24 protein-coding genes, 3 tRNA genes and 1 other annotated feature are annotated in these 24,679 nt (G+C 50.3%); of the genes, 3 read left to right on the top strand and 24 right to left on the bottom strand.

Features of this window, described 5'->3' with window-relative positions; translation table 11 throughout:
- From ilvC to ilvD, 4 genes are all read right to left on the bottom strand, one after another.
- Positions 1 to 1,008: a ketol-acid reductoisomerase gene (gene ilvC, locus I8U17_RS03110; protein WP_198059016.1), complete on the bottom strand. Its 1,008-nt coding sequence runs from the start codon at positions 1,006 to 1,008 to the stop codon at positions 1 to 3.
- A 39-nt stretch (positions 1,009 to 1,047) separates the two neighbouring features.
- Positions 1,048 to 1,545: an acetolactate synthase small subunit gene (ilvN, locus tag I8U17_RS03105; protein ID WP_033101141.1), complete on the bottom strand. Its 498-nt coding sequence runs from the start codon at positions 1,543 to 1,545 to the stop codon at positions 1,048 to 1,050.
- The gene (gene ilvB / locus I8U17_RS03100; RefSeq protein WP_198059030.1) at positions 1,546 to 3,270 is read right to left on the bottom strand and encodes a biosynthetic-type acetolactate synthase large subunit; all 1,725 of its coding nucleotides are present in this window, start codon (positions 3,268 to 3,270) and stop codon (positions 1,546 to 1,548) included.
- A 588-nt stretch (positions 3,271 to 3,858) separates the two neighbouring features.
- On the bottom strand, positions 3,859 to 5,529 hold the full coding sequence (ilvD, locus tag I8U17_RS03095; RefSeq protein ID WP_198059015.1) for a dihydroxy-acid dehydratase: 1,671 nt from the start codon (positions 5,527 to 5,529) through the stop codon (positions 3,859 to 3,861).
- Between the two features lie 375 nt (positions 5,530 to 5,904).
- Between ilvD and I8U17_RS03090 the strand changes: the two genes are divergently transcribed.
- Entirely contained in the window at positions 5,905 to 6,321 is a 417-nt protein-coding gene (locus tag I8U17_RS03090) for a MarR family winged helix-turn-helix transcriptional regulator (RefSeq protein WP_052154221.1), read from the top strand.
- Between the two features lie 96 nt (positions 6,322 to 6,417).
- Complete coding sequence (locus tag I8U17_RS03085) at positions 6,418 to 8,034, top strand: MDR family MFS transporter (protein ID WP_198059014.1); 1,617 nt, start codon at positions 6,418 to 6,420, stop codon at positions 8,032 to 8,034.
- Positions 8,035 to 8,134: 100 nt separating this feature from the next.
- Here I8U17_RS03085 and rplT read toward each other — a convergent pair whose 3' ends face one another.
- The 15 genes from rplT to I8U17_RS03010 form a co-directional block, all read right to left on the bottom strand.
- On the bottom strand, positions 8,135 to 8,488 hold the full coding sequence (rplT, locus tag I8U17_RS03080; RefSeq protein WP_033101139.1) for a 50S ribosomal protein L20: 354 nt from the start codon (positions 8,486 to 8,488) through the stop codon (positions 8,135 to 8,137).
- A 42-nt stretch (positions 8,489 to 8,530) separates the two neighbouring features.
- Positions 8,531 to 8,728, bottom strand: coding sequence for a 50S ribosomal protein L35 (gene rpmI, locus I8U17_RS03075; RefSeq protein ID WP_033101138.1), 198 nt, complete (start codon positions 8,726 to 8,728; stop codon positions 8,531 to 8,533).
- Between the two features lie 20 nt (positions 8,729 to 8,748).
- Positions 8,749 to 9,327, bottom strand: coding sequence for a translation initiation factor IF-3 (gene infC, locus I8U17_RS03070; protein WP_198055395.1), 579 nt, complete (start codon positions 9,325 to 9,327; stop codon positions 8,749 to 8,751).
- Positions 9,290 to 9,428 (bottom strand) — a sequence feature (ribosomal protein L20 leader region). Its footprint overlaps the gene before it by 38 nt.
- Before the next feature lie 194 nt (positions 9,429 to 9,622).
- Complete coding sequence (thrS, locus tag I8U17_RS03065) at positions 9,623 to 11,530, bottom strand: threonine--tRNA ligase (RefSeq protein WP_033101137.1); 1,908 nt, start codon at positions 11,528 to 11,530, stop codon at positions 9,623 to 9,625.
- 342 nt (positions 11,531 to 11,872) lie between these two features.
- Entirely contained in the window at positions 11,873 to 12,742 is an 870-nt protein-coding gene (gene ytxC, locus I8U17_RS03060) for a sporulation protein YtxC (protein WP_198059013.1), read from the bottom strand.
- Between the two features lie 236 nt (positions 12,743 to 12,978).
- Positions 12,979 to 13,242 carry a hypothetical protein gene (locus I8U17_RS03055; RefSeq protein WP_198059012.1) on the bottom strand — a complete coding sequence of 88 codons (264 nt, stop codon included), beginning with the start codon at positions 13,240 to 13,242 and terminating at the stop codon, positions 12,979 to 12,981.
- A gap of 278 nt (positions 13,243 to 13,520) precedes the next feature.
- Positions 13,521 to 14,150: a metal-dependent hydrolase gene (locus I8U17_RS03050; RefSeq protein ID WP_033101133.1), complete on the bottom strand. Its 630-nt coding sequence runs from the start codon at positions 14,148 to 14,150 to the stop codon at positions 13,521 to 13,523.
- A 180-nt stretch (positions 14,151 to 14,330) separates the two neighbouring features.
- The gene (gene mqnC, locus I8U17_RS03045) at positions 14,331 to 15,443 is read right to left on the bottom strand and encodes a cyclic dehypoxanthinyl futalosine synthase (RefSeq protein WP_033101132.1); all 1,113 of its coding nucleotides are present in this window, start codon (positions 15,441 to 15,443) and stop codon (positions 14,331 to 14,333) included.
- A gap of 152 nt (positions 15,444 to 15,595) precedes the next feature.
- Positions 15,596 to 16,165: a nitroreductase family protein gene (locus I8U17_RS03040; RefSeq protein ID WP_033101131.1), complete on the bottom strand. Its 570-nt coding sequence runs from the start codon at positions 16,163 to 16,165 to the stop codon at positions 15,596 to 15,598.
- A gap of 152 nt (positions 16,166 to 16,317) precedes the next feature.
- Positions 16,318 to 16,407 (bottom strand) — tRNA-Leu (locus I8U17_RS03035).
- A 10-nt stretch (positions 16,408 to 16,417) separates the two neighbouring features.
- Positions 16,418 to 16,492 (bottom strand) — tRNA-Gly (locus tag I8U17_RS03030).
- Positions 16,493 to 16,496: 4 nt separating this feature from the next.
- Positions 16,497 to 16,572: transfer RNA gene (locus tag I8U17_RS03025), tRNA-Phe, on the bottom strand.
- Positions 16,573 to 16,702: 130 nt separating this feature from the next.
- Positions 16,703 to 18,154, bottom strand: a complete 1,452-nt coding sequence (locus I8U17_RS03020) for a replication initiation and membrane attachment family protein (protein ID WP_033101130.1) — start codon at positions 18,152 to 18,154, stop codon at positions 16,703 to 16,705.
- 173 nt (positions 18,155 to 18,327) lie between these two features.
- A complete protein-coding gene (gene nrdR, locus I8U17_RS03015; RefSeq protein WP_033101129.1) occupies positions 18,328 to 18,819 on the bottom strand; it encodes a transcriptional regulator NrdR in 492 nt (163 codons plus the stop codon).
- Between the two features lie 105 nt (positions 18,820 to 18,924).
- A complete protein-coding gene (locus I8U17_RS03010) occupies positions 18,925 to 19,866 on the bottom strand; it encodes an EamA family transporter (protein WP_033101128.1) in 942 nt (313 codons plus the stop codon).
- 176 nt (positions 19,867 to 20,042) lie between these two features.
- Here I8U17_RS03010 and I8U17_RS03005 point away from each other — a divergent pair, with 176 nt between their 5' ends.
- Positions 20,043 to 20,513 (top strand): GyrI-like domain-containing protein, encoded by a 471-nt coding sequence (locus I8U17_RS03005; protein ID WP_052154219.1) that lies wholly within the window; start codon positions 20,043 to 20,045, stop codon positions 20,511 to 20,513.
- Between the two features lie 226 nt (positions 20,514 to 20,739).
- Here the strand turns inward: I8U17_RS03005 and I8U17_RS03000 are convergent, their stop codons facing one another.
- The 5 genes from I8U17_RS03000 to mutM form a co-directional block, all read right to left on the bottom strand.
- Positions 20,740 to 21,768: a glyceraldehyde-3-phosphate dehydrogenase gene (locus I8U17_RS03000; protein WP_198059011.1), complete on the bottom strand. Its 1,029-nt coding sequence runs from the start codon at positions 21,766 to 21,768 to the stop codon at positions 20,740 to 20,742.
- A gap of 117 nt (positions 21,769 to 21,885) precedes the next feature.
- Positions 21,886 to 22,530 carry a lytic transglycosylase domain-containing protein gene (locus I8U17_RS02995; RefSeq protein ID WP_052154218.1) on the bottom strand — a complete coding sequence of 215 codons (645 nt, stop codon included), beginning with the start codon at positions 22,528 to 22,530 and terminating at the stop codon, positions 21,886 to 21,888.
- Entirely contained in the window at positions 22,488 to 23,102 is a 615-nt protein-coding gene (gene coaE / locus I8U17_RS02990) for a dephospho-CoA kinase (RefSeq protein WP_033101126.1), read from the bottom strand. Before coaE ends, I8U17_RS02995 begins: the two co-directional genes overlap by 43 nt.
- A 15-nt stretch (positions 23,103 to 23,117) precedes the next feature.
- Positions 23,118 to 23,780 carry a sporulation membrane protein YtaF gene (gene ytaF, locus I8U17_RS02985; RefSeq protein WP_052154217.1) on the bottom strand — a complete coding sequence of 221 codons (663 nt, stop codon included), beginning with the start codon at positions 23,778 to 23,780 and terminating at the stop codon, positions 23,118 to 23,120.
- Positions 23,781 to 23,847: 67 nt separating this feature from the next.
- On the bottom strand, positions 23,848 to 24,672 hold the full coding sequence (mutM, locus tag I8U17_RS02980; RefSeq protein WP_198059010.1) for a DNA-formamidopyrimidine glycosylase: 825 nt from the start codon (positions 24,670 to 24,672) through the stop codon (positions 23,848 to 23,850).
- Between the last annotated feature and the right edge of the window lie 7 nt (positions 24,673 to 24,679).

Below are 24,679 nucleotides of genomic sequence, written 5' to 3'. Positions count from 1 at the left end.
TTATTGTTGAATCGGTTCTTTTTGGCTCACCCATACCATCATCTCTCTCAGCTTCGCTCCGACTCTCTCAATCTCATGCTCTTTCTCCGCTTCTCTCATCGCCGTAAACTGCTTGCGGCCGGTTTGATTCTCCTCAATCCAGCGGCGGGCAAATGTTCCGTCCTGAATCTCTTTTAACAGCTGCTTCATCGCTTCACGACTGCTTTCAGCCACAACCCGTTTTCCGCTCACATAATCCCCGTACTCCGCCGTGTCACTGATGGAGTAACGCATGCCGGAAAGGCCGTTTTCATACATCAGGTCAACGATCAACTTCAACTCGTGCAAACACTCAAAGTAGGCGACTTCCGGCTGGTACCCGGCCTCAACCAGCGTCTCGAATCCGCTTTTGATCAACTGGCTGACCCCGCCGCACAATACCGCTTGCTCTCCAAACAAATCCGTTTCGGTTTCTTCTTTAAATGTCGTTTGGATCACTCCCGCTTTGGTGGAACCGATTCCTTTGCAGTAAGCCAGAGCGAGCGCGTGCGCATTGCCGGTCGCATCCTGATGAACCGCGATCAGGGCGGGAACCCCGAAGCCTTCGCAATATACCCGTCTTACCAAGTGACCCGGCGATTTGGGGGCTACCAGAATCACATCGACATCTTCGGGCGGAACAATCTGGCCGAAGTGGATGTTAAAACCGTGGGAGAAAAAGAGAGCAGATGCCGGTTTCAGGTGCGGTTCCACTTGTTCCTTGTATACTTTGGCCTGAAGCTCATCAGGAAGCAGAAGCTGCACCACATCGGCCCGTTTCACCGCTTCATCCACTTCAAACACCTGGAATCCATCGGCTTCGGCTTTTTCCCATGACTTTCCTTTTCTCAGCCCCACGATCACGTGTACCCCGCTGTCACGCAGATTTTGCGCCTGGGCATGCCCCTGGCTTCCATACCCGATTACCGCTACTGTTTTTTTCGAAAATAATGACAAATCTGCATGATGCTCATAGAACATTTGTGCCATCATCATTCCTCCTCAGAGAATTGGTCCTTTTTTTATTGGTCAAACAGTCGCTTTTACCTTGTTTAAACCGCGTTCCAGGGCAATCGCACCGGTGCGGGCAATCTCAATGATGCCGTACGGGCGCAGCAGTTCAACCATTGCTTCCAGTTTCGCCGGTTCGCCCGTTACCTGAATGGTAAGCGACTGTGGACTCACATCGACGATCGAGGCGCGAAAAGGTTCGACAATGCCGAAAATCTCGGCTCTCACCGCCGAAGTTGCTTCCACTTTGATCAGAAGCAGCTCCCTTTCGACGGTCTTTTCTTTTTCCAAATGTTCAACCTTAATCACATCAATCAATTTTTCCAATTGTTTTCTTACCTGTTCCAATGTCTGGTGATCGCCGCCGGTGATAATGATCATGCGGGACAGGCCTTCTTTCTCCGACTCTCCTACGCTGATGCTCTCGATGTTGTAATTGCGTTGCCCGATCAGACTGGCAACGCGGGCCAACACCCTTGGCTGATTGTTTACCAGTACGGAAAGGATATGCCTCATCTAGATCTCATCTCCCATTACCATCTCATCCAAGCCTGATCCCGGCGCCACCATCGGATAAACATTCTCTTCCGGGGAAACCCAAAAGTCGACGAGGGCCGGTCCCGGGTGGGCCAAAGCTTCTTCCCAGCATTTTTTCGCCTCGTCTTTGGTGCGGGCCCGCCAGGCTTTTACGCCATAGGCTTCCGCCAGTGTGACAAAATCAGGGCTGCCAGCCAGATCGACTTCGCTATACCGCTTTTTGTAGAAAATTTCCTGCCACTGGCGTACCATGCCGAGGCACTGATTGTTGATGAGCGCCACTTTCACGGGGATATTTTCCAGTGAAACGACGGCCAGCTCCTGCGCTGTCATCTGAAAACCTCCATCGCCGACGACTGCGATTACCGTCCGATCCGGATAAGCGAGTTGTGCCCCGATCGCTGCCGGAAAACCGAATCCCATCGTTCCCAGCCCACCGGAGGTCAGCAGGGAACGCGGATGGTGGAAACGGTAGAACTGAGCCACCCACATCTGGTGTTGTCCGACATCGGTCGTAATGATCGCTTCCCCTTGAGTCGTGCGGTAGATTTGCTCAATCACCCATTGCGGTTTCAGGCCATCTTCCGTCTCTTTGTATTGAAGAGGGAACCGCTGCTTCCATTCATCCAGCTGATCCATCCACTTGTTTGAGCGACTGCGTGGAACCTCCTGATTGATCAGCTGAAGCACGGATTTGACATCCCCGTTCAGCGGAATGTAGATCCGCACATTTTTGCCGATTTCCGCCGGGTCGATATCGATGTGGGCGATTTTGGCTTTTTGCGCAAACTTGTCAATGCGCCCCATGGTAACCCGGTCATCGAATCGCGCCCCGATCCCGATCAGAAGATCACACTCCAGCAGGGCGTGATTGGCTGCATAAGTCCCGTGCATTCCCGGCATCCCGAGCCAATGCGGATGGGTTCCGGGAAAACCGCCGATGCCCATCAAAGTGGTCGTGACCGGAATGCCCGTTTTTTCCGAAAACGCGATCAATTCACCCGCCGCACCGGAGCTGACAACCCCGCCTCCAGCCAAAATCAGCGGTTTTTTCGCCTCGGCAATGGCTTCGTAAAGCTGTTCGACTTGTTCCCTTCCGGGCGTTCGCCAAGGATGAAACCCGGGAATCTCAACGCTTTCCGGATATTCAAAAGCGGCTTTCGCATTGGATACGTCCTTCGGGATGTCGATTAACACCGGACCCGGCCTGCCCTGAGTCGCAATCGTAAACGCCTCTTTGACGATCCGCGGCAGGTCATTCACATCGCGCACTAAATAATTGTGCTTTGTAATCGGCATGGTAATGCCCGTGATATCTGCTTCCTGAAAGGCATCGGTTCCCAAAAGGGACTGATCCACATTGCCGGTGATGCAGACCAGCGGAACGGAATCCATCATCGCGGTGGCAATCCCGGTCACCAAGTTGGTTGCTCCCGGACCGGAAGTGGCCACGACGACGCCAGGTTTCCCCGTCGCACGCGCATAACCGTCCGCCGCATGAATGGCACCTTGCTCATGGCGGGCCAACAGGTGGCGGATCTGCCCATCATAAAGCGAATCATAAATCGGTAACACAGCTCCACCCGGATAACCGAAAATCACCTCGACTCCTTCCTGGATCAAACATCGAAGCAAGATTTCTGACCCGGTAAACTTTCTCTCCTCAACCTTCGTCTCAACTAACTGACCAGACAGGGTTTCCATCTGGGGAGCCACTGGCATTTCTCCTCCTTTTAAAAAAGCAAAAATAAAAAGAACCTGATCCGCCCTTTGCTCGCATGCCAAGCAGCGCTCATTGGGACGAACAGGTTCGTGGTACCACCCAATTTTGTCGACTTCTCGCGAAAATCGACCTCACTGAGTATGGATCAACTCCATACTCCTGCCGTTAACGGGACAACCGGTAGTGTACTACTCAGCGCTGCAAAGCGCCTTTCGACACTCAACTCCAAGGTGAGAGATGTACAAGGCTGCGGTTCCGGTCTCAGCAAACCCGGACTCTCTGTATCGCGCCTCCTTGCCATCGTCCTTTTCATCGTCTTAACTTATCGAATTATCCGACGAATCGGCATTGCAAAAGCAATCCCTGCAATTATTGGAGGAAATATTGGATCGGATAAATAAAGAAGCTTCAATCTTGTAACCCTCGGGTAAAGATTTTGATTATTTAGCTGATATTATAGTCATCATCCTAAACAGCTGTCAACACAGTTTCTCTCATTTTTTTATTACAAATTTGCAAGCGTTTACAAAATTCTAATAATCCGCTCCCGACAGGGAACGGAAGAAAAGTCACACCTCTCTTAACACAGCTCCGGTATTGGCCGAAGTGACAAGACTCGCATACCGGCGCAAATATTTTCCGGAAACCTGAACGTCCGGAGCTTGCCAGCGGGCACGTCTGGCAGCCAGTTCTTCTTCATGGACATCCAGATGAAGGGTTCCTTTTTCCAAGTCGATCTCAATCCGGTCTCCCGACTGAACCAAAGCAATCGGTCCGCCTTCTGCGGCTTCAGGTGAAACATGGCCGATGCAAATGCCCCTTGTCGCTCCGGAAAAGCGGCCGTCTGTGATCAGCGCGACTTCCTTGCCCAGGCCCATTCCAACAATGGCCGAGGTCGGTGAAAGCATTTCAGGCATTCCCGGCCCGCCCTTGGGACCTTCATATCGAATGATGACCACATGGCCCGGTGTTACCTTGCCCAAGGCGATCCCGGCCAAAGCGGAATCCTGTGATTCAAAAACAATGGCTTCGCCGGAAAACTTCGTGATTGACGGATCAACGGCTCCCGCTTTGATAACTGCGCCATCCGGAGCAAGATTTCCGTACAAAATTTTCAGACCTCCCGTTTGGCTGTGGGCCTCTTCCACCCGTTTGATCACACGGGGATCTTTTATTTCGGCTCCGGCGATATTTTCCCCAAGCGTCCCCAGTGTCACCGTCTTCGTGTCGAGATGAAGCAAACCGTCGATGCGGCTTAACTCATTCAAGATCGCCGAAATCCCGCCGGCGCGGTCCACGTCTTCCATATGCCACTGCCCGGCCGGGCTCACCTTGCAAATATAGGGAACGCGTTTGGAAAGTTCATTGATGCGGGACAACGGATACTCCACCCCGGCTTCATGGGCGATCGCCATCGTATGCAGAACGGTGTTGGTGGAACCGCCCATCGCCATGTCCAGGATAAAGGCATTGTCCAACGCTTTTTCCGTCACAATATCCCGCGGTTTGAGATCGGCTTCGATCAGGCGGATGATTTGCCGTGCCGCGCGCCGCGCCAATTCTTCCCTCTCAGGAGTCCGGGCGAGAATGCTTCCGTTCCCCGGCAGAGCAAGCCCGAGCGCCTCGGCCAAGCAGTTCATCGAATTGGCGGTGAACATGCCGGAACAGGAACCGCATCCCGGACAACCGAATTTCTCAAGGGTTTCCAATTGCTGTTCATCAATTTTCCCCGCCTGATACGCTCCGACGCCTTCAAAAACGGACGAGAGGTCCACTTTGTCTCCTGCCGGCGTCACACCTGCAGCCATTGGACCACCGCTGATGAAGATCGTGGGAATATTAACCCGGAGCGCGCCCATCATCATACCGGGTGTAATCTTGTCGCAATTGGGGATGCAGATCAGCCCGTCAAACCAGTGAGCGAGCGCGACCGTTTCCACCGAATCGGCGATAATTTCCCGGCTGGGCAGAGAATAGCGCATTCCGATATGGCCCATGGCAATCCCGTCGTCAACACCAATCGTATTAAACTCAAACGGAACGCCACCAGCTTCCCGTACGGCTTCCTTCAAAATTTCGGCAAAACGGTTAAGGTGGATGTGCCCCGGAATAATTTCCACAAACGAGTTGCATATGCCTATAAACGGTTTGCCAAAATCCTCTTCCTTGACGCCGGCCGCACGGAGCAATGCACGATGGGGAGCCCGGTCAATTCCTTTTTTGATTCGGTCACTTCGCATCTTATCACCTTCCCTGGATGGTGCAAACTTTTTTTCATATCAGTTTATATCAAATATTTTTTTATGTCACTCTCTTATTTTCGTAAATGTTAGTTGCCGACCGGGTCGATGGAGAAGCGCTCACGCCGGACCGAAACGGGATGAGCGTTCGGTCTCCAACATTCCTGAACGAAATACGGTATTTTCCTGCGTGCAAATTAACCTGCCTGACTGGGCAAATTCCACACTCGGCTCTATATAGATAAATTAATATTTTTAATAAATAAATTTATATTGCCTGAATAAACGAAAAAAGATATAATGATGGTTAAACTATTTCACTTACTTAAACATTAGTATTATGAATCCAACTGTATGAATTAAGGAGATTTTCTTATGTCAGACCGATTGGAAATGAGTCTGGAACTCGAACAGGTTTTTCGCCATATTTTGCGTGATTTGCGACGGGATTTGGCAGAAATCTGGGGTGATCGAATTAACGGAGCGGAGTTTGGCGTCTTAAAACAATTGGAGCAAAAGAGCCCGCAAATCGTGACGGCGCTGGCACAGGAATTTAATGTTTCCGTAAGCCACATCACCCATGTCGCCGACCAGCTGGAAAAGAAAAACCTGGCCTACCGAAAGCGTTCCAAGCTGGATAAGCGGGTGGTGGAATTGCACATATCCGAACTCGGAAAAAAAACAATTGAAGAATTGTCTTATAAAAAATCGGAGTATTTTCGCCGTAAGTTTGAAAAATTAACCACCGAAGAGATTGAAACACTTTTGACTTTGCTGCAAAAGATAAGTTAAACAGATAAACAGATAATCTCTTTTTGCTCCAGTCCGGGATCATGACAGCAGTCGACCCTTGACCATTCAATCATTCCAAAAAGGGGTTACCAGTCGGTGGAACACTTATCCTCCAAGCAGAAGATGACCATCATGGTCGCGATTGTTGCCAGTTTGCTGTTTGCGGCATTGAATCAAACGATCGTGGGAAACATCATGCCGCGGATTATCGCCGAACTGAAAGGAATGGAGTATTTCCAGTGGGTGTTCACCATCTATATGCTCACCTCGAGCATTACCGTGATTTTGGTTGGAAGGCTGTCAGACATCTATGGGCGGAAGCCATTTATCCTGATCGGCTTGGGCATCTTTGTGATCGGGTCACTTCTTTGCGGTACTTCATCGACAATTCTTGAATTGATCTTGTACCGCGGATTGCAGGGATTTGGCGGAGGGATGGTGATGTCCACCGCCTTCAGCGCTGTCGGAGACCTGTTTTCACCCAGAGAACGCGGGCGCTGGCAGGGAATCATGAGCGGATCGTTTGGCCTGGCCAGCATTTTGGGGCCTGCCCTGGGCGGGTATATCGTGGATCACTTGGCGTGGCATTGGTGTTTCTGGATTTTCCTGCCCTTTGGCATTATCGCATTCGTCTTGATCTGGTTCCTTTTCCCGTCCGTTCCCAGAAAAGGGCCTGTCTCAATCGACTACCTGGGCTCCCTTTTCCTGATGATCACCATGATTCCCTTGCTGCTGGCCTTTTCCTGGGCCGGCACGCGATATGCATGGACATCACCGGTCATTCTCGGACTCTTCGCCGGATCTGCCGCTTTCCTGATCCTTTTTCTGCTGATTGAACGATCGGCACAAAATCCGGTTTTACCCCTCAGCCTTTTTCGCACATCCATTTTCTCCCTGTCCAATGCGGCTCTTTTTTTGATCGGATTTGCCATGTTCGGTTCGATTATGTACACCCCCTTCTTCATTCAGGGGGTGCTGGGGCTGTCGGCAACCCATTCCAGCTTTCTCATGATGCCGATGACCCTCGGCATGGTGCTCGCCAGCACCGGGTCCGGGCAAATCGTGACCCGCACCGGACGGTATAAATGGATTGCGCTTACCGGGCTGGTCATCATGGCCTTTGGCGTATTCAGTATGACAACCCTCACGGAAAACGCCGACAATTGGCAAATCGCCTGGCGCATGCTGTTGATCGGCATCGGGCTGGGCAGCAGTTTCCCGATCTTCAACCTGACGATTCAAAATGCAGTCGATTACAGGTTTCTCGGGGTGGCCACTTCCGCTTCCCAATTATTCCGCCAGATGGGCGGTACGGTTGGGGTTTCCATCATGGGAACGGTGATGAATACAGCGATTCAAAGCCGGATGGGCACCTTGATGGCCAATATCCGCCACCATTTGCCCGCTGCGGCCAGAACCCCGCAGATGCTGAAGAAAATCGCATCGCTCGGCAATCCGCAACTGCTGATGGATCAAGCCCAGCTCATCCAGATTCGCTCCCGTTTGCCCGGTTCGCTCATTCCCGTGTTCGACACCATCGTTTCATTCTCAAGGGGAGCGCTTACCATCGCGATTCACCATGTTTTCTTCATTGCCGGCTTGATTTTGCTCATGGCGATTCTCATCGCGCTTTTGGTCAGGGAAATCCCGTTGCGCACCTCCAATGCGCAGGCGGTGGAAGAAGATCCCGACTGGCAGCGAAAAACAGCTTAATTCTCTTACACTCTCGCCACAGAGAGTGTTTTTTATGCAAAAAAGGCCCTTTTCCTCCCGGGAAATCCGGGCCGGAAAAAAGCCTTTTTGTGAGTCTGGGTTACTTTGCGTTTTTCGCAACGTTGACCAGTTCAGCAAATGCTTTTTGATCGCTGACGGCCAGTTCAGCCAGCATTTTGCGGTTGATGTCCACACCTGCCACTTTCAAGCCATGGACAAATTTGTTGTAGGAAAGACCGTTCATCCGCGCAGCAGCATTGATCCGAGTAATCCACAGTTTGCGGAAATCGCGTTTGCGTTGACGGCGATCGCGATAAGCGTACATCAAGGATTTCATCACTTGTTGTTTCGCCGTGCGGAACAAACGGTGTTTGGAACCAAAATAACCTTTCGCCAGTTTCAGTACCTTTTTGCGACGAGCGCGAGTAACGGTACCACCTTTCACTCTAGCCACAATAAATCCCTCCTGAAGTAACTTCTGTCTCTAATCAATTGCTTACATATATGCGATCAGTTGCTTAATCCGTTTTACATCGCCGGAATGAACGAGTGCGCTTTTGCGAAGCTTGCGTTTGCGCTTGGCAGTTTTTCCTTCGAGCAAGTGGCTTTTAAACGCATGGTTGCGTTTCACTTTGCCTGTTCCCGTTTTTTTGAAACGCTTTGCTGCAGCGCGTTTGGTTTTCATTTTTGGCATCGCGTGTATCCTCCTTGCAACTACTGTTTCGGTGTTAAAATCATAATCATTTGACGGCCTTCAAGCTTTGGCGGACGCTCGATGTCCGAGATCTCCTTCACCTCGTCCGCCATGCGGTCCAAAATCCTGCGGCCAAGCTCCTGGTGCGTGATTTCACGTCCGCGGAAACGGATGGTCAACTTCACCTTATTCCCTTTTTGCAAGAACTTCTTCACGTTGTTCAGCTTGGTTTGGACATCATTTTCTTCGATCGACGGACTCAGACGGACTTCTTTAATCTGAATGATCTTTTGGTTTTTGCGGGCTTCTTTCTCCCGTTTGCTTTGCTCATAGCGGTATTTGCCATAGTCCATGATTCGGCAAACAGGCGGCTTTGCTTGCGGTGCGACATTGACAAGATCCAGATTCGCTTCCTGCGCCAAGCGTAATGCTTCCCTGAGCGGTTTAATCCCCAACTGCGACCCATCGACTCCGATCAAGCGAACCTCACGAGCACGGATCGACTCATTAACTTGGTGCTGATGTTCCTTGCTGATAACCTGCCACCTCCGGAAAAGTATTGAAAACAAAAAAATGCGGGCGCAAGTAAACGCCCACATTTAAATCCCATTATCACAAGGAAATTCAACCGTTTCCTAATGACCTGTCAACAGCAACACAGCGTCGATCAGGTGAGAAGCGGGCGCTTCTTCTTGCATGATGAAGATATCGTATCATACGCTAACAGGAAATGTCAAGCTTACGCCGTTTCACGATCACAGACAGACAACAGGGTATCGAAAAATATCCCTGCTGTCAAGCGAGTCCTGATCTCATCCTGCGAAGCCCCTTTATGCCCATTGAAGGCAAGGGCACTCCGAACGGATTGGCCTACAACCTGCCTGTGCGGTGACTTTATCTTCTTTCGCCGATCTCCTCTTTCAGCTCACGGATTACCTCATCCAGCGGTTTGGCGCCGAGATCCCCTTCGGTGCGCTTGCGGACGGCTACCGTTCCGGAATTCAGCTCTTTTTCCCCGACGACAAACATGTACGGCACTTTTTGCACCTGAGCTTCACGGATTTTATAGCCGACCTTCTCGTCACGCGCATCCAGTTCGACGCGGATGCCGGCTCTTTGTAATTCATCCGTCACTTTTCGGGCATATTCATTATAATCGCGGGAAACCGGAATCACGCGCACCTGAACCGGCGCCAGCCAAAGCGGGAAGGCACCGCCGTAGTGTTCGACGAGAATGCCGATAAACCGATCGATGGAACCGTAAATGGCGCGGTGAATCACCACTGGCCGATGCCGTTCATTATCTTCGCCGATGTAGGAGAGATCGAATTTCTCCGGCATCTGGAAATCGAGCTGAATTGTGGCGCATTGATGGCTGCGTTTCAGGGCGTCACGAATGTGGAAATCGATTTTCGGACCGTAGAAGGCGCCATCCCCTTCATTGATCCGGTAGTCGATTCCGGCGCGGTCCAACACGCTTTTCAGAGCGGACTCCGCTTTTTCCCACAATTCATCGGATCCCATCGAATCTTCCGGACGGGTGGAAAGCTCAACGGAATAAGGGAATCCGAAAACAGAATAAATTTGGTCAATCAGTTTCAGCGCATTCATCACTTCTTCTTCGATCTGGTCCGGGCGCACGAAAATGTGGGCATCATCCTGGGTAAACGTGCGAACGCGCAACATTCCGTTTAAAGCGCCCGACAACTCATGGCGGTGCACTTGCCCGAACTCGGCCAGACGGAGCGGGAGATCACGGTAAGAGCGAATCTCATTTTTAAAGATCAGCATGTGCCCGGGGCAATTCATCGGCTTGACGGCAAATGTGGCTTCGTCCACATCGGTGAAGTACATGTTTTCCCGGTAATGATCCCAGTGGCCCGATTGTTCCCAAAGGCGCTGATTCATCATGAGCGGCGTGCGCACTTCTTTGTATCCCGCTTTGGTTTGCATTTCGCGTGAAAGCTGCTCCAACTCATTGCGCAGGGTCATCCCGTTCGGCAGGTAGAACGGCATCCCCGGAGCCTCTTCGGAGAACATGTACAGCTTCAGTTCACGCCCCAGTTTGCGATGATCCCGTTTTCTGGCTTCCTCCAGAAAATGCAGGTACTCTTCCAACTCCGATTTTTTCGGCCAGGCCGTGCCGTAAATGCGCTGGAGCATTTGGTTGTCGGAATCGCCGCGCCAGTACGCCCCGGCCACACTGAGCAATTTGAACGCTTTGATTTTCCCCGTCGACGGCAGGTGCGGACCGCGGCAGAGATCGAAAAACTCTCCCTGCTCATAAATGGTGATCACGGCATCTTCCGGCAGGTCGCGAATAATCTCCAATTTCAAATGGTCTCCCACTTTTTCGTAAAGGCGGATCGCTTCTTCCCTGCTGACCACTTTGCGGACGATCGGCAGATTCTCTTTGACGATCTTGTTCATCTCCGCCTCGATCTTCGGAAAGTCTTCCGGCGTCAGGCGCACCGGCAAATCGACATCATAGTAAAATCCGTCTTCGATGACCGGACCGATTCCCAGTTTCACGTCAGGGTAAAGCCGTTTTAAAGCCTGTGCCAGCAAGTGCGCCGTACTGTGCCGGTATACCTCGACTCCGTCTTTGTCTTCCAGCGTCAGAATTTGCACCTGGGCGCCGTCGGGAACTTCCCGGTTCAAATCGACCACTTTTCCGTCGATTTTTCCCGCCACCGCTTTTTTGAGCAAACTTTTGCTGATCGATTCCGCCACGTCGCTTACAGTCACCCGGCGGTCGTATTGGCGAATCGAACCGTCAGGCAATTTCACTGCCATTTCCATTTTGCTTCTCCTCCTTCAGTATAGGAAAAAATAAAAAACGCCCGATCCCCGGAAAGGGACGAGCGTTGCTGTCGTGGTTCCACCCTTTTTCAATCCCGTTGCAAACAAAAAGAAAACCAACGGAATCCTCCAACACAATAACGGTGTGTTGCCGGCAACGGATACTGGCAAACTTCCGCGTTCCCCGTTGCAGCTTGAAGGGGGTAAGCACCTTCCCAGCGGGTACAGGGGTTTGCAGCCGGTGACCCCCGCTCTCTGAAACCATGGAAAACTGCTCGTGTCCTTCGCATTGCCGCTAAAATTGAAATTTTTATGTATTATACTCATTTCCCCGCATTTTAGTCAAGCATCTTCTCCCCATTTTACTGCCGGTTTGCACCGGCTGCAACCATCACAAAGCATAATGCGGCCTTTAAAGATTTGCAGCAGGGTGCGGATCACATTTTCATGCCGTTGTTCCGTATGTACGACCACCCGTTCAGGCACGGCTGTCAGCAAGGCGCCCAGAATATAATCCTCATTGGAAAAAGGAGTTTCCCATCCTTCATACCCCCATTCATTCAATTCTTTTTGCGGAAGCGTCCGACCGTCTGCCAACAGCAGCCGAAACCCGCCATCCGCCTGGTGAACAACATGAATCAAGGGAACCTTGGGAACTTGGAGTTGAACAAATTGGCGCAACAGACGGATAAATTCCTTATATTCCTGATCAAGGCGATAGGAGGCGACTGCTTCTTTGACACAGGAGGCCAGTACGCGGAAATGTCCTTTCATGCGAAAGCGCACATAACCGTCAACAGCCAGCCGGCAATTCTCCCGCAAGTACCATTCCACTTGTTCCGCCAATTTCTCCCTGCGGTCAGCGTAGACGGATTTCTTGTACTCCCAGGCGCTCGACTTCAGTTGCCTGAACACCTCCCGCCTGATTCTCCCGACCTCTTCATGCGAACGAAAAGGATCATACCGGCGGATCATCCAATTGATCAGGTCCGGTTCAATCTGATCGCATATGTAGCGCGCCACGGCCCAACCCACTTTTTTTCTTATTTCTTCTTCACGTCCCGGCGGAAATTGGAGCCAAAAAAAATGTCTTCCTTCAATTTCCGCCAACGTCAACGAACAACGGCGTTCGGCCAACAGATTTTGCAGATAGGGCCGCAAGCGCAGTTCTTTTTTTCGGTCATGAAAGCGAACGGAAATTAAATAATTCACCCAATTCCCCCTTTCGGCAAAAGCTTAATAACAATATATGGGATTGTGGGAATCTGTATACACAAATCGCCCGGCTTTACAGAAAACCCTGTCGCAACAGCCGGTCAATCTTGCCTCCCGCCACAAGCATGGAACGCGCCATTTCCTTCGGTGTATCACATTTAAGCCGGGGGAATTTGGATGCAGCCGGCAAGGCGGACAGCGCACAAAAGAGCCGGATTGAATAATAACAATTTTTATTCTTCTGTCCATTGTTTCGTTTTCATGTTAAAACGCCTCCCGCCATCATGGAATTGCAGGTAACAAGGAAGAGGAAATGAATCTCCACCTGCTTCCAAAAACCGGTCTGAGAACCACTCGTACAAATATTCTTCAGCGCATTCGTCAAATTCTTCCATTTCACCATCATCCAGTTCGGTTGGATCAAAGTAACAAACAGATGAGAAGTCAAACCCCAGATCTTGTAACTTCGCTTCATAAATCGAACAGGACCCTTTCATTGGTATTGGACGAATTCCATAGAATCCCTCATATCCTTCTACATAAAATAAGATCCATTGGGTATCCGGAGGATAAGCTTTCCAACGATCGTTCTCTCCATCATCCCTTAATCACCTGCGATATTTTTTCTAAGTTTGTGATTCACATATGAATGGCGCTTGGTCCCCCTTATACAAACGGGGAACTCTTCTTTCACGTCTGCGGCTTAAACCATCTGCCAAGTTTACCTCCTGGCAGAGGTCAAGGGCAACACCCTGCCCCGACCTGCAACAGCGGTTTAAAACCAGCCCGATGAAGCCGCCTGCTGATAAAAAATATGGCCGACCAGATAAACAAATCCGATTGCAGCCAAAACCAGCGATAACGTGCCGATCAGATGATCTTCCTTTCCCCCGCTTTTAATATGAATCCCCAGTTTTTTCAGATTGAATTTTTTATGATAAGGCCACAAATAAGGTACACCGGCCGTGGTTAATGTGTCCGCAAATAAATGGGACAAATAGCCCATGACCACTGCAAATACATACGGGGGCGAAATCAGGTACGTAACCCAGCCAACGTAGAATACCGACAGAACCGAATGGGTAACCGTCCGATGAGGAACATAAGCCACCCCGGCTGCATAAATGCCAATGAGAAGAACCCACAACGGCAATCCTTTCACAAAATAAAGCGCAGCCATAATCACCCCCAATGCCGCTAACGCAAAGGAACGATAGGTTCGCTTCAATGAGGGAAAGATAAAGTTATTGATCAGACTCCCGTCTTCATCAATGTCCGGCAGAAGCGAAGCGAATCCCGACAGCACAATTGTCAAGCTGAGTTCGGCTACGTCATCACTCCCGGATGAACAGGCCAGTCCCACTCCTGTGGCGATTCCGATAGCCACATGCGTTTTTCCTTGCACTGTTTCTCCTCCTCCAAGAATGTCAATATGTAAAAAGTTCCATACAACCTTCTTAAAAATATCAAAGTTTTATAATAAAATCCATTTCACAAGAACAGTTTTATTATTTATAAAATAAATTACCAAAGAAAAAAACCCTGATCAGAATATACTCTGACCAAGGTTTTTGTGGTGTTCTCGCTAATTCTGCATGACAAAATCGCGGGCGGCAGTCTCGTTCTCCCCGAACACATGCAAAATTTGATATTTGGTATTGCGTTGGGCGGGGATTTTTCCTGCTTCCCGGATCAGGCGCAAAATCAGATTGGTATTCACTTTATGTGTCGTTCCCGCAGCTGACACCACGTTTTCTTCAATCATCGTACTGCCAAAATCGTTACAGCCATACTGGAGCGACAACTTGCCGATTTCCGGCCCCATCGTCACCCAAGAAGATTGGAAATTAGGGATATTATCCAACATCAGCCGGGCAATCGCCACCGCTTTCAGATACTCTTCCGGCGGAAGTTTTTCCCGTTTCAGATTGGTATGATCCGGCTGGAACGTCCAGACGATGAAAGCGAGGAAGCCTTTGGTCTCGTCCTGCGCTTCCCGGATGCGAAGCAAATGGTTAATACGGTGTTCGTAGGTTTCACCAAATCCGATCACCATCGTCGCGGTCGTATGCATGCCAACCCGGTGCGCTGTCTGCATCACATCCATCCAGTCACGCCAAGACCCTTTCAAACGGCTGATTTTCCTTCTGATCTCATCATCCAGAATCTCAGCCCCGCCGCCCGGAAGCGAATCAAGGCCGGCTTCCTTGAGCTGGCGAATCACTTCTTCCAGTGATAATCCGGATACTTCCTTCATTTTGAGAATTTCCGCCGGTGAGAAGGAGTGCATCGTAATGCCGGGAAATCGCTTTTTGATCTCACGGAGCAAATCAGTATAATATTCGAACGGCAAATCCGGATTTGTTCCGCCTTGCATCAGGATTTCCGTCCCTCCTACATCAACGGTCTCCTGGATCTTTTGAAAAATCGTCTCATTGGGCAACACATACCCTTCCGGAGACCCCGGCGCGCGATAGAAAGCGCAAAAACGGCAGTAAGTATCGCAGACATTGGAATAATTGATATTTCGCCCGATCACAAATGTGGTTACCGGCTCGGGATGCCACTTCTTCATGATCTGGTCAGCGGCCCGGCCCATTTTTTCGATTTCGTCGCTTTCCCATAATGCGATCCCATCTTCCAATCCCAAACGCTCACCGGCCAATGCCCGTTCCAATATGGAATCGATCTTCGTCATATATTCTCACCCTCCCTGACCAGGTCGGACAATCATTTGATTCAGGCGTGTTGAACGGATATCCTGTATCGGTATCAACATACCCGAATGAGATTACCTTGTTTATCGTATCACAAATGACGGGAAATTGTCATAGCCAGGGATAACGGCAACTATCCGATCCAGGTGGTTTTATCAGCAAACGGGGTCCGTTTTGCGGCAGGAGGCCGGAGATCCGGATAACCGGTATAAACAAAGCCGACGATTTTCTCATGGTCTGCCAGTGCAAATTCCTGTCTGGCCGCCGGATGATATGCCGCTTTTCCGGTTCGCCAAACGGCTCCCAAACCAAGCGCATGCGCGGCGAGCAACATATTTTGCACAGCCGCATGACAAGCCGCCAGCTCCTCTTCCTCAAGCACATTGGGACGGTCGGCAGGAGAAGCGACCACCACGATTACCACCGGAGCGCGAAACGCCTTGTTCAATTCACGCCGTAATTGCTCCTCTTTTTCCGCCGGCGAGAGTTCCTCGTTCTTTTCGTTCGCCACGGCCATCATCACATTGCCCAAACGCTTCCGGCCTTCCCCCGTCAGAACCAAAAAGCGCCACGGCTCAGTCCGGTGATGATTCGGAGCCCACGTCGCCGCTTCCAGCATTTTTTCGATTTTCTCTTTCGGCACCGGATCCGGCTTGACCTTGCCGATACTCCGCCTTGTGCGAATCGCTTCAAAAAGTTCCATCCGTTTCCCCTCTTTTCGCTCCATCAATTGATAATCGTTCTCATTTTACTTCATTGTACGCCAGAAGCCGTTCACCCGTCAATCAAAACAAAAAGCCCCCGTCAATCAAACGGAGGCAAAAAAATAACCTTCCGGGTGGAAGGACTTGGACCTGGTGCCGAGGGTCGGACTCGAACCGACACGGTAGTACACCCACCGCAGGATTTTAAGTCCTGTGCGTCTGCCAATTCCGCCACCCCGGCTTATAAAAAATGGAGCGGAAGACGGGATTCGAACCCGCGACCCTCGCCTTGGCAAGGCGATGCTCTACCCCTGAGCCACTTCCGCAAGATGGTGGTTCGGGACGGAATCGAACCGCCGACACGAGGATTTTCAGTCCTCTGCTCTACCGACTGAGCTACCGAACCAAACAAAGCTATTTGATTGGCTGACAAAAGAGATTATAACACGGGGAAAGATGGATTGCAATTGTTTTTATTATTTTTTTGTGATCACAAATTCCGAGAAGTATCATCCATCGGTCTCCCCGTGATTTGCTCAGGGAGTATTCTTATTTTCTTTTTGCGCAGCGCTAAATTTTTCGTTCATTAAACGAAGCTTTGCCCGGATTTGTGCCTGCCTGTCCTCCGTTTCCCTCTGCTGCGCCGGTGATTCTGCGGAAACGGCCTCCGCTTCAAATTGCTTTTTCAGCATTTGCGGCAACTTCTCCTCCTGTTTGGCCTGTCCCTTCAGACGCGTCTTTTTCCGTTTTGGTTCCCATATTTCCTTCCGAGCCTGCTTCAGGGCATCCTGTATAGTTTCAATCCCCAGCCGTTTCCACTGGCCGGCAATTTTCTCGACGAGATTGCGCGGCAATTTATAATCATATTTCAGCAGCACATATTCCAGCAGGACGTTAATCACTGCCGGCGGCAAACCATATTGGCGAATAAGCCTTTCCACCAATTCCACATCGCTGTCGGGAATCCGCGTTCCCTTATGATAATAGGAAAGCAATTCCAATGGGGAAATTTGGGCCAGTTGCTTAAAATGCTTCTCCTCTTCCGACAGAGATGCTTCGTCATGGCTCTTCGGGGCCTCCGGAGTTTCGTCGGTGCTGGTTGACGGTTTCAGCGGCTTGCGGGTTACGACCGGATTGTCGCCAAACCGCAACCGGTATTCGCTTTTTATATAGGAGCGCAGCCGATCTGTGTCGATCTGCCCATTTCTCGTAACATAAGGATTTTGCAATGCCTTCAGGAGATCCCAGTCATCGAGCTGATACAAAAAGCAAATCTCTCTCAATTCCCTTTTTAATTCATCTGTCCAGGCATTTTCATCAACCAAGGATGAAAGTCTCATTTTTATCAGGGCAAAACCATCGTCCGGGCCATCCAATTGCGGCCACTTTCCTTCATGCAAGCTCTCATCGATCTTTGCAACCGGCCCGACCGCCTCTTTCCCCAACTCCGCGGCCCGCGCCAACTCAGCCGGAGAAAGGCTTTTAAATACTTCCTGAAATGAACGGGTGAGATTGACCGTCAACGTGTTTTGATTCTTCTCTTCCTTTTCCTGTCCGCCAGTCAGCCAATCTTTCATCGCCAAGAAACGCTCTTTGCCGATCTGGTTATATAACGCGAAGCTGAGAACATCGCTTTGGAAAAATTTAGCCGGAGTGAGAGGCGGGATCAGCTCATATTCATAAAAATGGCCGTGCTCCTGATCTTTGATTTCGAAGGTGGAAATCAAACCGACTCCTTCGAGCAAATAGCGTGATTCCAAAAGTTGGTCAAATGTAAGCCGACAGAGATTAAGCAAATAAGAATGGCTGTGAAAATCGGAAAAACCGGCACGATGAACCGGCACTTGATAATAAAGCGTCATGTATAGAGAGATCGCCGTCGTGCCCACAATCGGCTGGTACAGATGAAGCAGGCAAAGCGAATCGGCGGTGTGAAGCGGACGGTGCGTACGGCATCGCCAGCCGAGATCTTTCCAAAAAAATGACATCGTCAGTCCCCCTCTACTTACAAAAACCCCGAAACGCTGTACCATTTTATCAGGTGATCCGGCATCTGCCAAGGATGCTTTTCCGGTTCATACAGACGAGGGATCAAACGTTTTTTGCGAAAATGTGTTGCAGATCAGCCGGCAGGACACCGCCGCCCTCCCGGTTTTTCAGGTCAGGATTGACGCTTTTTTTCTTCCTGCAGGGCGCGGCGCGAACGGTTGAGCAAATCTTCCAGTTCATTGACAAAAACGTTGATATCCTTAAATTGGCGATAGACAGAGGCGAAGCGGACATAAGCCACTTCATCAATATCCACCAGGCGCTCCATCACCATTTCACCGATCTCCTTTGAAGGAACCTCCGCCGAACCGGCCTGGCGCAAGCGGCTTTCGATCTCGGCCACCAGCGACTCCAACTTGGCCAGCGGAACCGGCCTTTTTTCACACGCGCGAATCAGCCCCCGCAACAGCTTCTCACGGCTGAATTCCTCACGGCTGCCATCTTTTTTGATCACGATCAGAGGTTGCTCCTCCACCATTTCAAAGGTGGTAAACCGCTGTTCACACTTTTCGCATTCTCTCCGGCGCCGGATGGCCCGCCCATCGTGAACGGGACGTGAATCAAGAACCCGGCTGCCGTTATTGCCGCAAATTGGACATTTCAAAGATACTCTCCCCTTCATTCCGATTTTGATCCCATAACACACCCGAAGTTTTATGACCGTTTATTCTATTCACATCCGTAATCTGCTCGCATCGGCCCGACTACTTCACACCACTGTTTTCTGATCCATCGGGACCACTTTTTCCTCTTTTTTGCGTGACAAAATCGCAACAGTGGAAATGATGCAAAGTCCTCCCGCCAACTCAAACGCTCCGGGAATATGATGAAAGCAAAAAACCGACATCACCGCCGCCGACAAAGGTTCGGCGCTGCCCAGAATTCCCACTTCATCCGGAGATAAATAACGAAGGCTGTCCAGATACAGATAAAAAGAGAGCAGCGTGCCAAATATGACCACAAAACCGACCAATGCCAGTACATGGGGCGTCATCATATCGGCTTTTATCCTCCCCGGGGCATTCAGATTGACCAGCCCCATGCCGATCCCCCCGACCAGCATCCCCCACCCGACGATGACAACCGAACCGAAGCGGCTAATCAATCGTCCGGGGTAAACGGTGTAAAAAGCGGCGGTCAGTGCGGACACAAGCCCCCATAAAACCGCGGGGAGCGGTACGGTCAGCCCTTTTAATGAACCATTGGTTACCAGCAAAAACGTGCCGAGCATAGCCAGCACAAGCGCAACTATATCGTTTTTCCCCGGGAGTTGCCTTATTTTCAGCGCCATATACACGGTGATGAAAACCGGGCCGAGATACTGCAAAAGCGTCGCAGTCGCAGCATTGCCCGATTGAATCGAGGCATAGTAACTGTATTGCACTCCGAGCATCCCGATCAAACCAAAAATAAGAATTTTCAACCCGGTCCGCGGATCTTTCCAAACAGCCCAAATTCCCTGTTTCTTCATCCCCGCCCAGAACAACAGGAGAATCCCGGCACACAGCAGACGGATCGTCACAAGCCCTCCCGCCTGGAAACCGTATCGTTGAAACAGAACTTGGGCCACGGTTCCGGAAATTCCCCACAGGGAACCGCCGACAATCACCATTGCAATTCCCTTCAGCCGCTTACGAAGCAAAGCGTTCACACGATCCCTCCAGCGTCCTTCTCTCTATTTCTCATCCTTTTACCAAATCCAATAACTTTATCATAGCGGATTAAGTTTATCGGGAAAAGAACCGCTTCTTACTTGTTACTTTTTGAATTTTCCTTTACAATATCAACAAGAACATAGATTCCTTTTCCTTCACCAAGGGGGGCCACATGCAAGGTCGAATTTTAACCAAAGACTCTTTCCAAGTGGTCGGGATCGGTTGGACAGGACCCTATACCTTGTCACGTGAGATTCCGAAACTGTGGGAACAGTTTGTAAAAAGGATACACGAAATTCCGCACCAAGTGAAACCGGGCTCTTTTGTCTGTCCTTGCCATGACCGTGTCACCGATTTCACCTGCTATATTGCCGTTGAAGTATCCGAAGCGGAAAATGTACCCGACGGAATGCTGGCGTTGACGGTTCCAACTCAGCGGTACGCTGTTTTTACCCATAGAGGATCGATTCGCAATGTTCCGGCAACCTATCAACGCGCATGGAAATGGATCGAAAAGATGGGTTATCGCAAGGATCACAGCACATTGGGGCTGGAGGTTTATGACCATCGCTATACGCCGGTCACCCACTCGCTCGATGCTCCGGACAATATGTTTGACATTTACATCCCAATTAAAAGATAAGAAATTCCCCTGAATTTTTCAGGGGAATTTCCGCTTGTTTACGCAATAAAAAGTTGAAATTTGTGAGACCTCGATATATTTTTCCAAGCTCCCTGGCCCATCGTCGCTGCCGAAAAAAACCCGTCCTCTTCCATCGAACACTTGGCGCTGATCCTGCCAACTTTCCAACACCGTTTTCTTCATTTTACCGACAGCCTCAAATTCTCCTGTTTTTTCAGGAGTTTGCTTATGCGGTCACCTTTTTCGCCGCCAGGAGCCGTTCACCGACATATTCGACCAAGTCCACAACCCTGCAGGAATATCCCCACTCGTTGTCATACCAGGCCAGCACTTTTACCTGCTTTTCTCCGATTACCATGGTGGAAAGGGCATCGATGACCGAGGAATGATCATTTCCGTTAAAATCCGACGAGACCAGCGGTTCCTCGGTGTAAGCCAGAATCCCTTTCATCGTCGTTTCCGCTGCTTGTTTCAGTACTGCGTTTACTTCATCTGCTGTTACTTTTGTCTGCAAATCGGCGACCAGGTCGACAACAGAAACGTTGGGAGTCGGCACCCGAAGCGCAAATCCGTTCAATCGTCCCTTCAATTCCGGAATTACCAGACCCAGCGCTTTGGCAGCACCCGTTTTCGTCGGGATGATCGATTGGGCACATGCCCGCGCCCGCCGCAGATCTTTGTGCGGATTATCCAGATTTTTTTGATCGTTGGTATAGGAATGAACAGTGGTCATCAGTCCGTATTCAATGCCAAACGCTTGGTGCAATACCTTGGCTACAGGCGCCAAACAGTTGGTCGTGCAGGATGCGTTGGAGATAATATGATGCTCTCCGGGGTTGTAAACCCTTTCATTAACCCCCATCACAATGGTCACATCTTCATCCTTGCCCGGTGCCGTGATAATCACTTTTTTCGCTCCGGCCTTCAGATGCTTGGACGCCCCTTCCCGGTCGCGAAACTTCCCGGTCGCTTCCACCACGATATCGATATCCAGCTCAGACCAGGGAAGCTGTTCCGGTTCCCTGTTGTTTACCAGTTGAATGAATTGATGATCAACGATCAGTCCGTCTTCTTTGGGGGTCACTTCTTTATCAAACATCCCGTGGATGGTGTCGTACTTAATCAGATGGGCAATCGTTTCCGGCGGATAACTGGCATTGATTGCGACCACTTTCACCATTGAATTCTGAATCAACCGGCGAAAAACCATGCGCCCGATCCGACCGAAACCGTTTATCGCGATGCGAATTGCCATAAAGATAATCTCCTTCCACCATATGTTACATACCAATTCCCTCTTATTATTATAATCAGTATGTCACATTTTGCAACAGACAAACATAAAACCCATTCCACAGCGGAATGGGTTTTCTCAATTTTGCCTGTGATTTTTTTGTTTTTGCAGGTAATTTTCATAACGGTCATTATATAACTGCTTATATTTTTCATAGTAGAAGCTGACGCGCTGGACATAATTACGCGTTTCCCAGAAAGGGATTTGCGATGCGTGCTGGCTTGTTCCATCCCAAGTCCCATTTTTAAGCCAGCGGTCCACTTTCCCCGGACCGGCATTATAAGCGGCCATGACCGCCACTTTGTTTCCATGGTACCTTTCCGTCAGGGAAGCAATATACCAGCTGCCCAGCTGAATATTGATCGCCGGGTCTTTGATGTAGTTCACAATTCCCGGGGAAAAACCGCCCCGTTTCACAATATCATCCACCGTTCCCGGCATCAGTTGCATCAGCCCCTGGGCTCCGACACGCGATTCACCGTCCGGGTCAAACTGGGTTTCGGCCCGGATGATCGCCATGATCAAAAAGGGGTCGGCTCCCGTATTTTGAGCGCTATTAAAGATGTTTTCTTCATACCTCAGCGGATACATCAAACGATTAAAGAGTGGAGATGCCACAAGCAAAAAAATCAATAACAGCACAAAGGCGATCAAAAGGACTCGTTTGGAAGGCAAGGCATCTACGGCTGGTCTGATCCACTTTTTAATGTTAGATATCTCCATAACTGATCAACCTGTCTTTCTGTTTCTTCCAGAGATCCGCTGTTGTCAATTATATAATCGGCCACCTTTTTCTTTTCTTCGATACTGAGCTGGGATTGCATCCGTTTGATCGCTTCCGTTTTCGTCAAGTGATTCCGCTCCATCAGCCTTTTCAGTTGAATCGCTTGAGGTACATATACCACAATAACTTGTTCAACAAATTGTGTCAAATTTTCTTCTATTAAGAGCGGAACATCCCAAATAACAATGCTTTTCGGGTTTTTGTCCAGACTTTCCGCCGTCATCCGTTTCATCTCATCCATAATCAGCGGATGCAACAGAGCATTCAGACGCAATCTCGCTTCCTCATCAGCAAATACGAGTTCCCCCAGTTTCGCACGATCCAGCTGCCCGTCCGCTGTCAACATTTCGCTGCCGAAAGTCTCTTTGATCCGGTTCAGGCCAAGACTCCCCGGTTCCACCACTTTCCGGGCGACCTGGTCGGCATCAACCACGACGGCGCCACGCCTTTTCAACATTTCAGCCACGGTGCTTTTGCCGGTGGCAATACTCCCTGTAAGTCCAAGCAACATCTCATCATCGCCCCTCTAAAAAAAACGAAGCAATCCCAATACGATCAAAATCAATCCGGGCGCATAAGCCACGAATCGCTGGTTAAAGCGCCCGGCATAGGAAAAACCGAGCCAGATGCCCAGCCGCAAAAAAAATGCGCTCATCACCATGATCACCGCCGCTGTCGGCAAAGGTGAAAAGCCGGCCAACGCCACTCCCAATCCGGCGCCAAACGAGTCCAGTGACAGGGCGGCCCCCAGCAACAACGCTTCCGAACTGGAGATGGAGCCCGAATTATCCAGATCCGCGGCAAGGGGTGTCTTCAAGATTTGCACGACGAGCCCGAGCTGGCGGATTTTAATCGTCCATACTTTGGGTTCCATGATGGCGGGATTTTGCCTTGCACCCGTTCCATTTTTCATCTCAAGTTTATTTTTGTCTCCCTGGTACAGTGCATAACTTCCGAGCAAAATCAAAATAAAAGCACCGACAAAATGGGTGACTGCGGGCGCCAGCCAGACAGCGATCCATTTTCCCACGACCATCGACAAGTAAATAACAGCCCCGGAACATCCGGCAATAATCACGGTCGATAGCAACGGGATACGAATTTTTCGCATTCCATATGTCGTGCCGGCTCCGAAGCTGTCCAAACTAAGTGCAAAGGCAATCCCGATGATCGAAAATATATGCCACATCACCGTCACCCCTCATCTCAGTAGGCTGTTGCGTATCCTATCTTATGATGAAGGGCTCAAGCATGTGTTATTTTTGGCATTCCGGACAGAAGTGAGTGCCCCGTCCCGCTACCACAATCCGCTCAATCGCGTTGCCGCAGCGCAGACAAGGCTCATTTTTCCGCCCGTACACTTGAATCTGGAGCTGAAACATCCCCATTTCGCCCTCGCCGTTGACATAAGAGCGAACCGAAGAACCTCCTGATTTTATCGCTTCGGACAATGTCTTTTTTATACTGTGGTACAAACGCTCCACCTCGGCCGCCGACAAGGAAGAGGCCGGCCTCTCCGGATGAATTCCGGCTGAGAACAGCGACTCGTCCACATAAATATTGCCGAGCCCGACCAGAAATTCTTGATTTAAAAGAACGGCTTTGATTTTGGTCATCCGCCTCGTCAACGCCGCTTGAAACCATTCAAGTGTAAACTGATCGGACAGCGGCTCGGGCCCCAGTTTTTTCAAAGGAAGATGCTGTTCTTCCTCTCCCGCGGGGAACAAATGCATCGTTCCAAACTGCCGCACATCACGATAGCGCAGTTCCGTTCCGTCCGTGAAGTGAAAAATCACGTGCGTGTGTTTCTCATACGGCTCATTTTGCCTGGCCAACCGGTATTTACCCTCCATGCGCAAATGAGAAACAAGAACCCATGGCGGGCAAACGATCTTCAAAAATTTGCCCCGGCGCCCGATTTCCGTGATCGTCGTTCCGACCAACTCTTTCCTGAACAGCTCGACATCTGCGGGCTCCCGGATCAGACGGGGCAAATGAACCGTCACATCGCAAATCGTTTTCCCCACAACAAGTTTGTTTAATGTTCTGCGTACAGTCTCTACCTCTGGTAACTCCGGCAACGCTGTT

This window comes from Thermoactinomyces sp. CICC 10521, from assembly GCF_016055135.1.
GTDB lineage: Bacteria > Bacillota > Bacilli > Thermoactinomycetales > Thermoactinomycetaceae > Thermoactinomyces_A > Thermoactinomyces_A daqus.
This window is presented reverse-complemented; position numbering and strand designations above follow the sequence as displayed.

Coding starts and splice junctions, on each gene's coding strand:
- ilvC (WP_198059016.1), bottom strand. CDS start 1,008: ATGGCACAAATGTTCTATGAGCATCATGCAGATTTGTCATTATTTTCG.
- ilvN (WP_033101141.1), bottom strand. CDS start 1,545: ATGAGGCATATCCTTTCCGTACTGGTAAACAATCAGCCAAGGGTGTTG.
- ilvB (WP_198059030.1), bottom strand. CDS start 3,270: ATGGAAACCCTGTCTGGTCAGTTAGTTGAGACGAAGGTTGAGGAGAGA.
- ilvD (WP_198059015.1), bottom strand. CDS start 5,529: ATGCGAAGTGACCGAATCAAAAAAGGAATTGACCGGGCTCCCCATCGT.
- I8U17_RS03090 (WP_052154221.1), top strand. CDS start 5,905: ATGTCAGACCGATTGGAAATGAGTCTGGAACTCGAACAGGTTTTTCGC.
- rpmI (WP_033101138.1), bottom strand. CDS start 8,728: ATGCCAAAAATGAAAACCAAACGCGCTGCAGCAAAGCGTTTCAAAAAA.
- infC (WP_198055395.1), bottom strand. CDS start 9,327: ATGTGGGCGTTTACTTGCGCCCGCATTTTTTTGTTTTCAATACTTTTC.
- thrS (WP_033101137.1), bottom strand. CDS start 11,530: ATGGAAATGGCAGTGAAATTGCCTGACGGTTCGATTCGCCAATACGAC.
- I8U17_RS03055 (WP_198059012.1), bottom strand. CDS start 13,242: ATGAAAGGGTCCTGTTCGATTTATGAAGCGAAGTTACAAGATCTGGGG.
- mqnC (WP_033101132.1), bottom strand. CDS start 15,443: ATGACGAAGATCGATTCCATATTGGAACGGGCATTGGCCGGTGAGCGT.
- I8U17_RS03040 (WP_033101131.1), bottom strand. CDS start 16,165: ATGGAACTTTTTGAAGCGATTCGCACAAGGCGGAGTATCGGCAAGGTC.
- I8U17_RS03020 (WP_033101130.1), bottom strand. CDS start 18,154: ATGTCATTTTTTTGGAAAGATCTCGGCTGGCGATGCCGTACGCACCGT.
- I8U17_RS03005 (WP_052154219.1), top strand. CDS start 20,043: ATGCAAGGTCGAATTTTAACCAAAGACTCTTTCCAAGTGGTCGGGATC.
- I8U17_RS03000 (WP_198059011.1), bottom strand. CDS start 21,768: ATGGCAATTCGCATCGCGATAAACGGTTTCGGTCGGATCGGGCGCATG.
- I8U17_RS02995 (WP_052154218.1), bottom strand. CDS start 22,530: ATGGAGATATCTAACATTAAAAAGTGGATCAGACCAGCCGTAGATGCC.
- coaE (WP_033101126.1), bottom strand. CDS start 23,102: ATGTTGCTTGGACTTACAGGGAGTATTGCCACCGGCAAAAGCACCGTG.
- ytaF (WP_052154217.1), bottom strand. CDS start 23,780: ATGTGGCATATATTTTCGATCATCGGGATTGCCTTTGCACTTAGTTTG.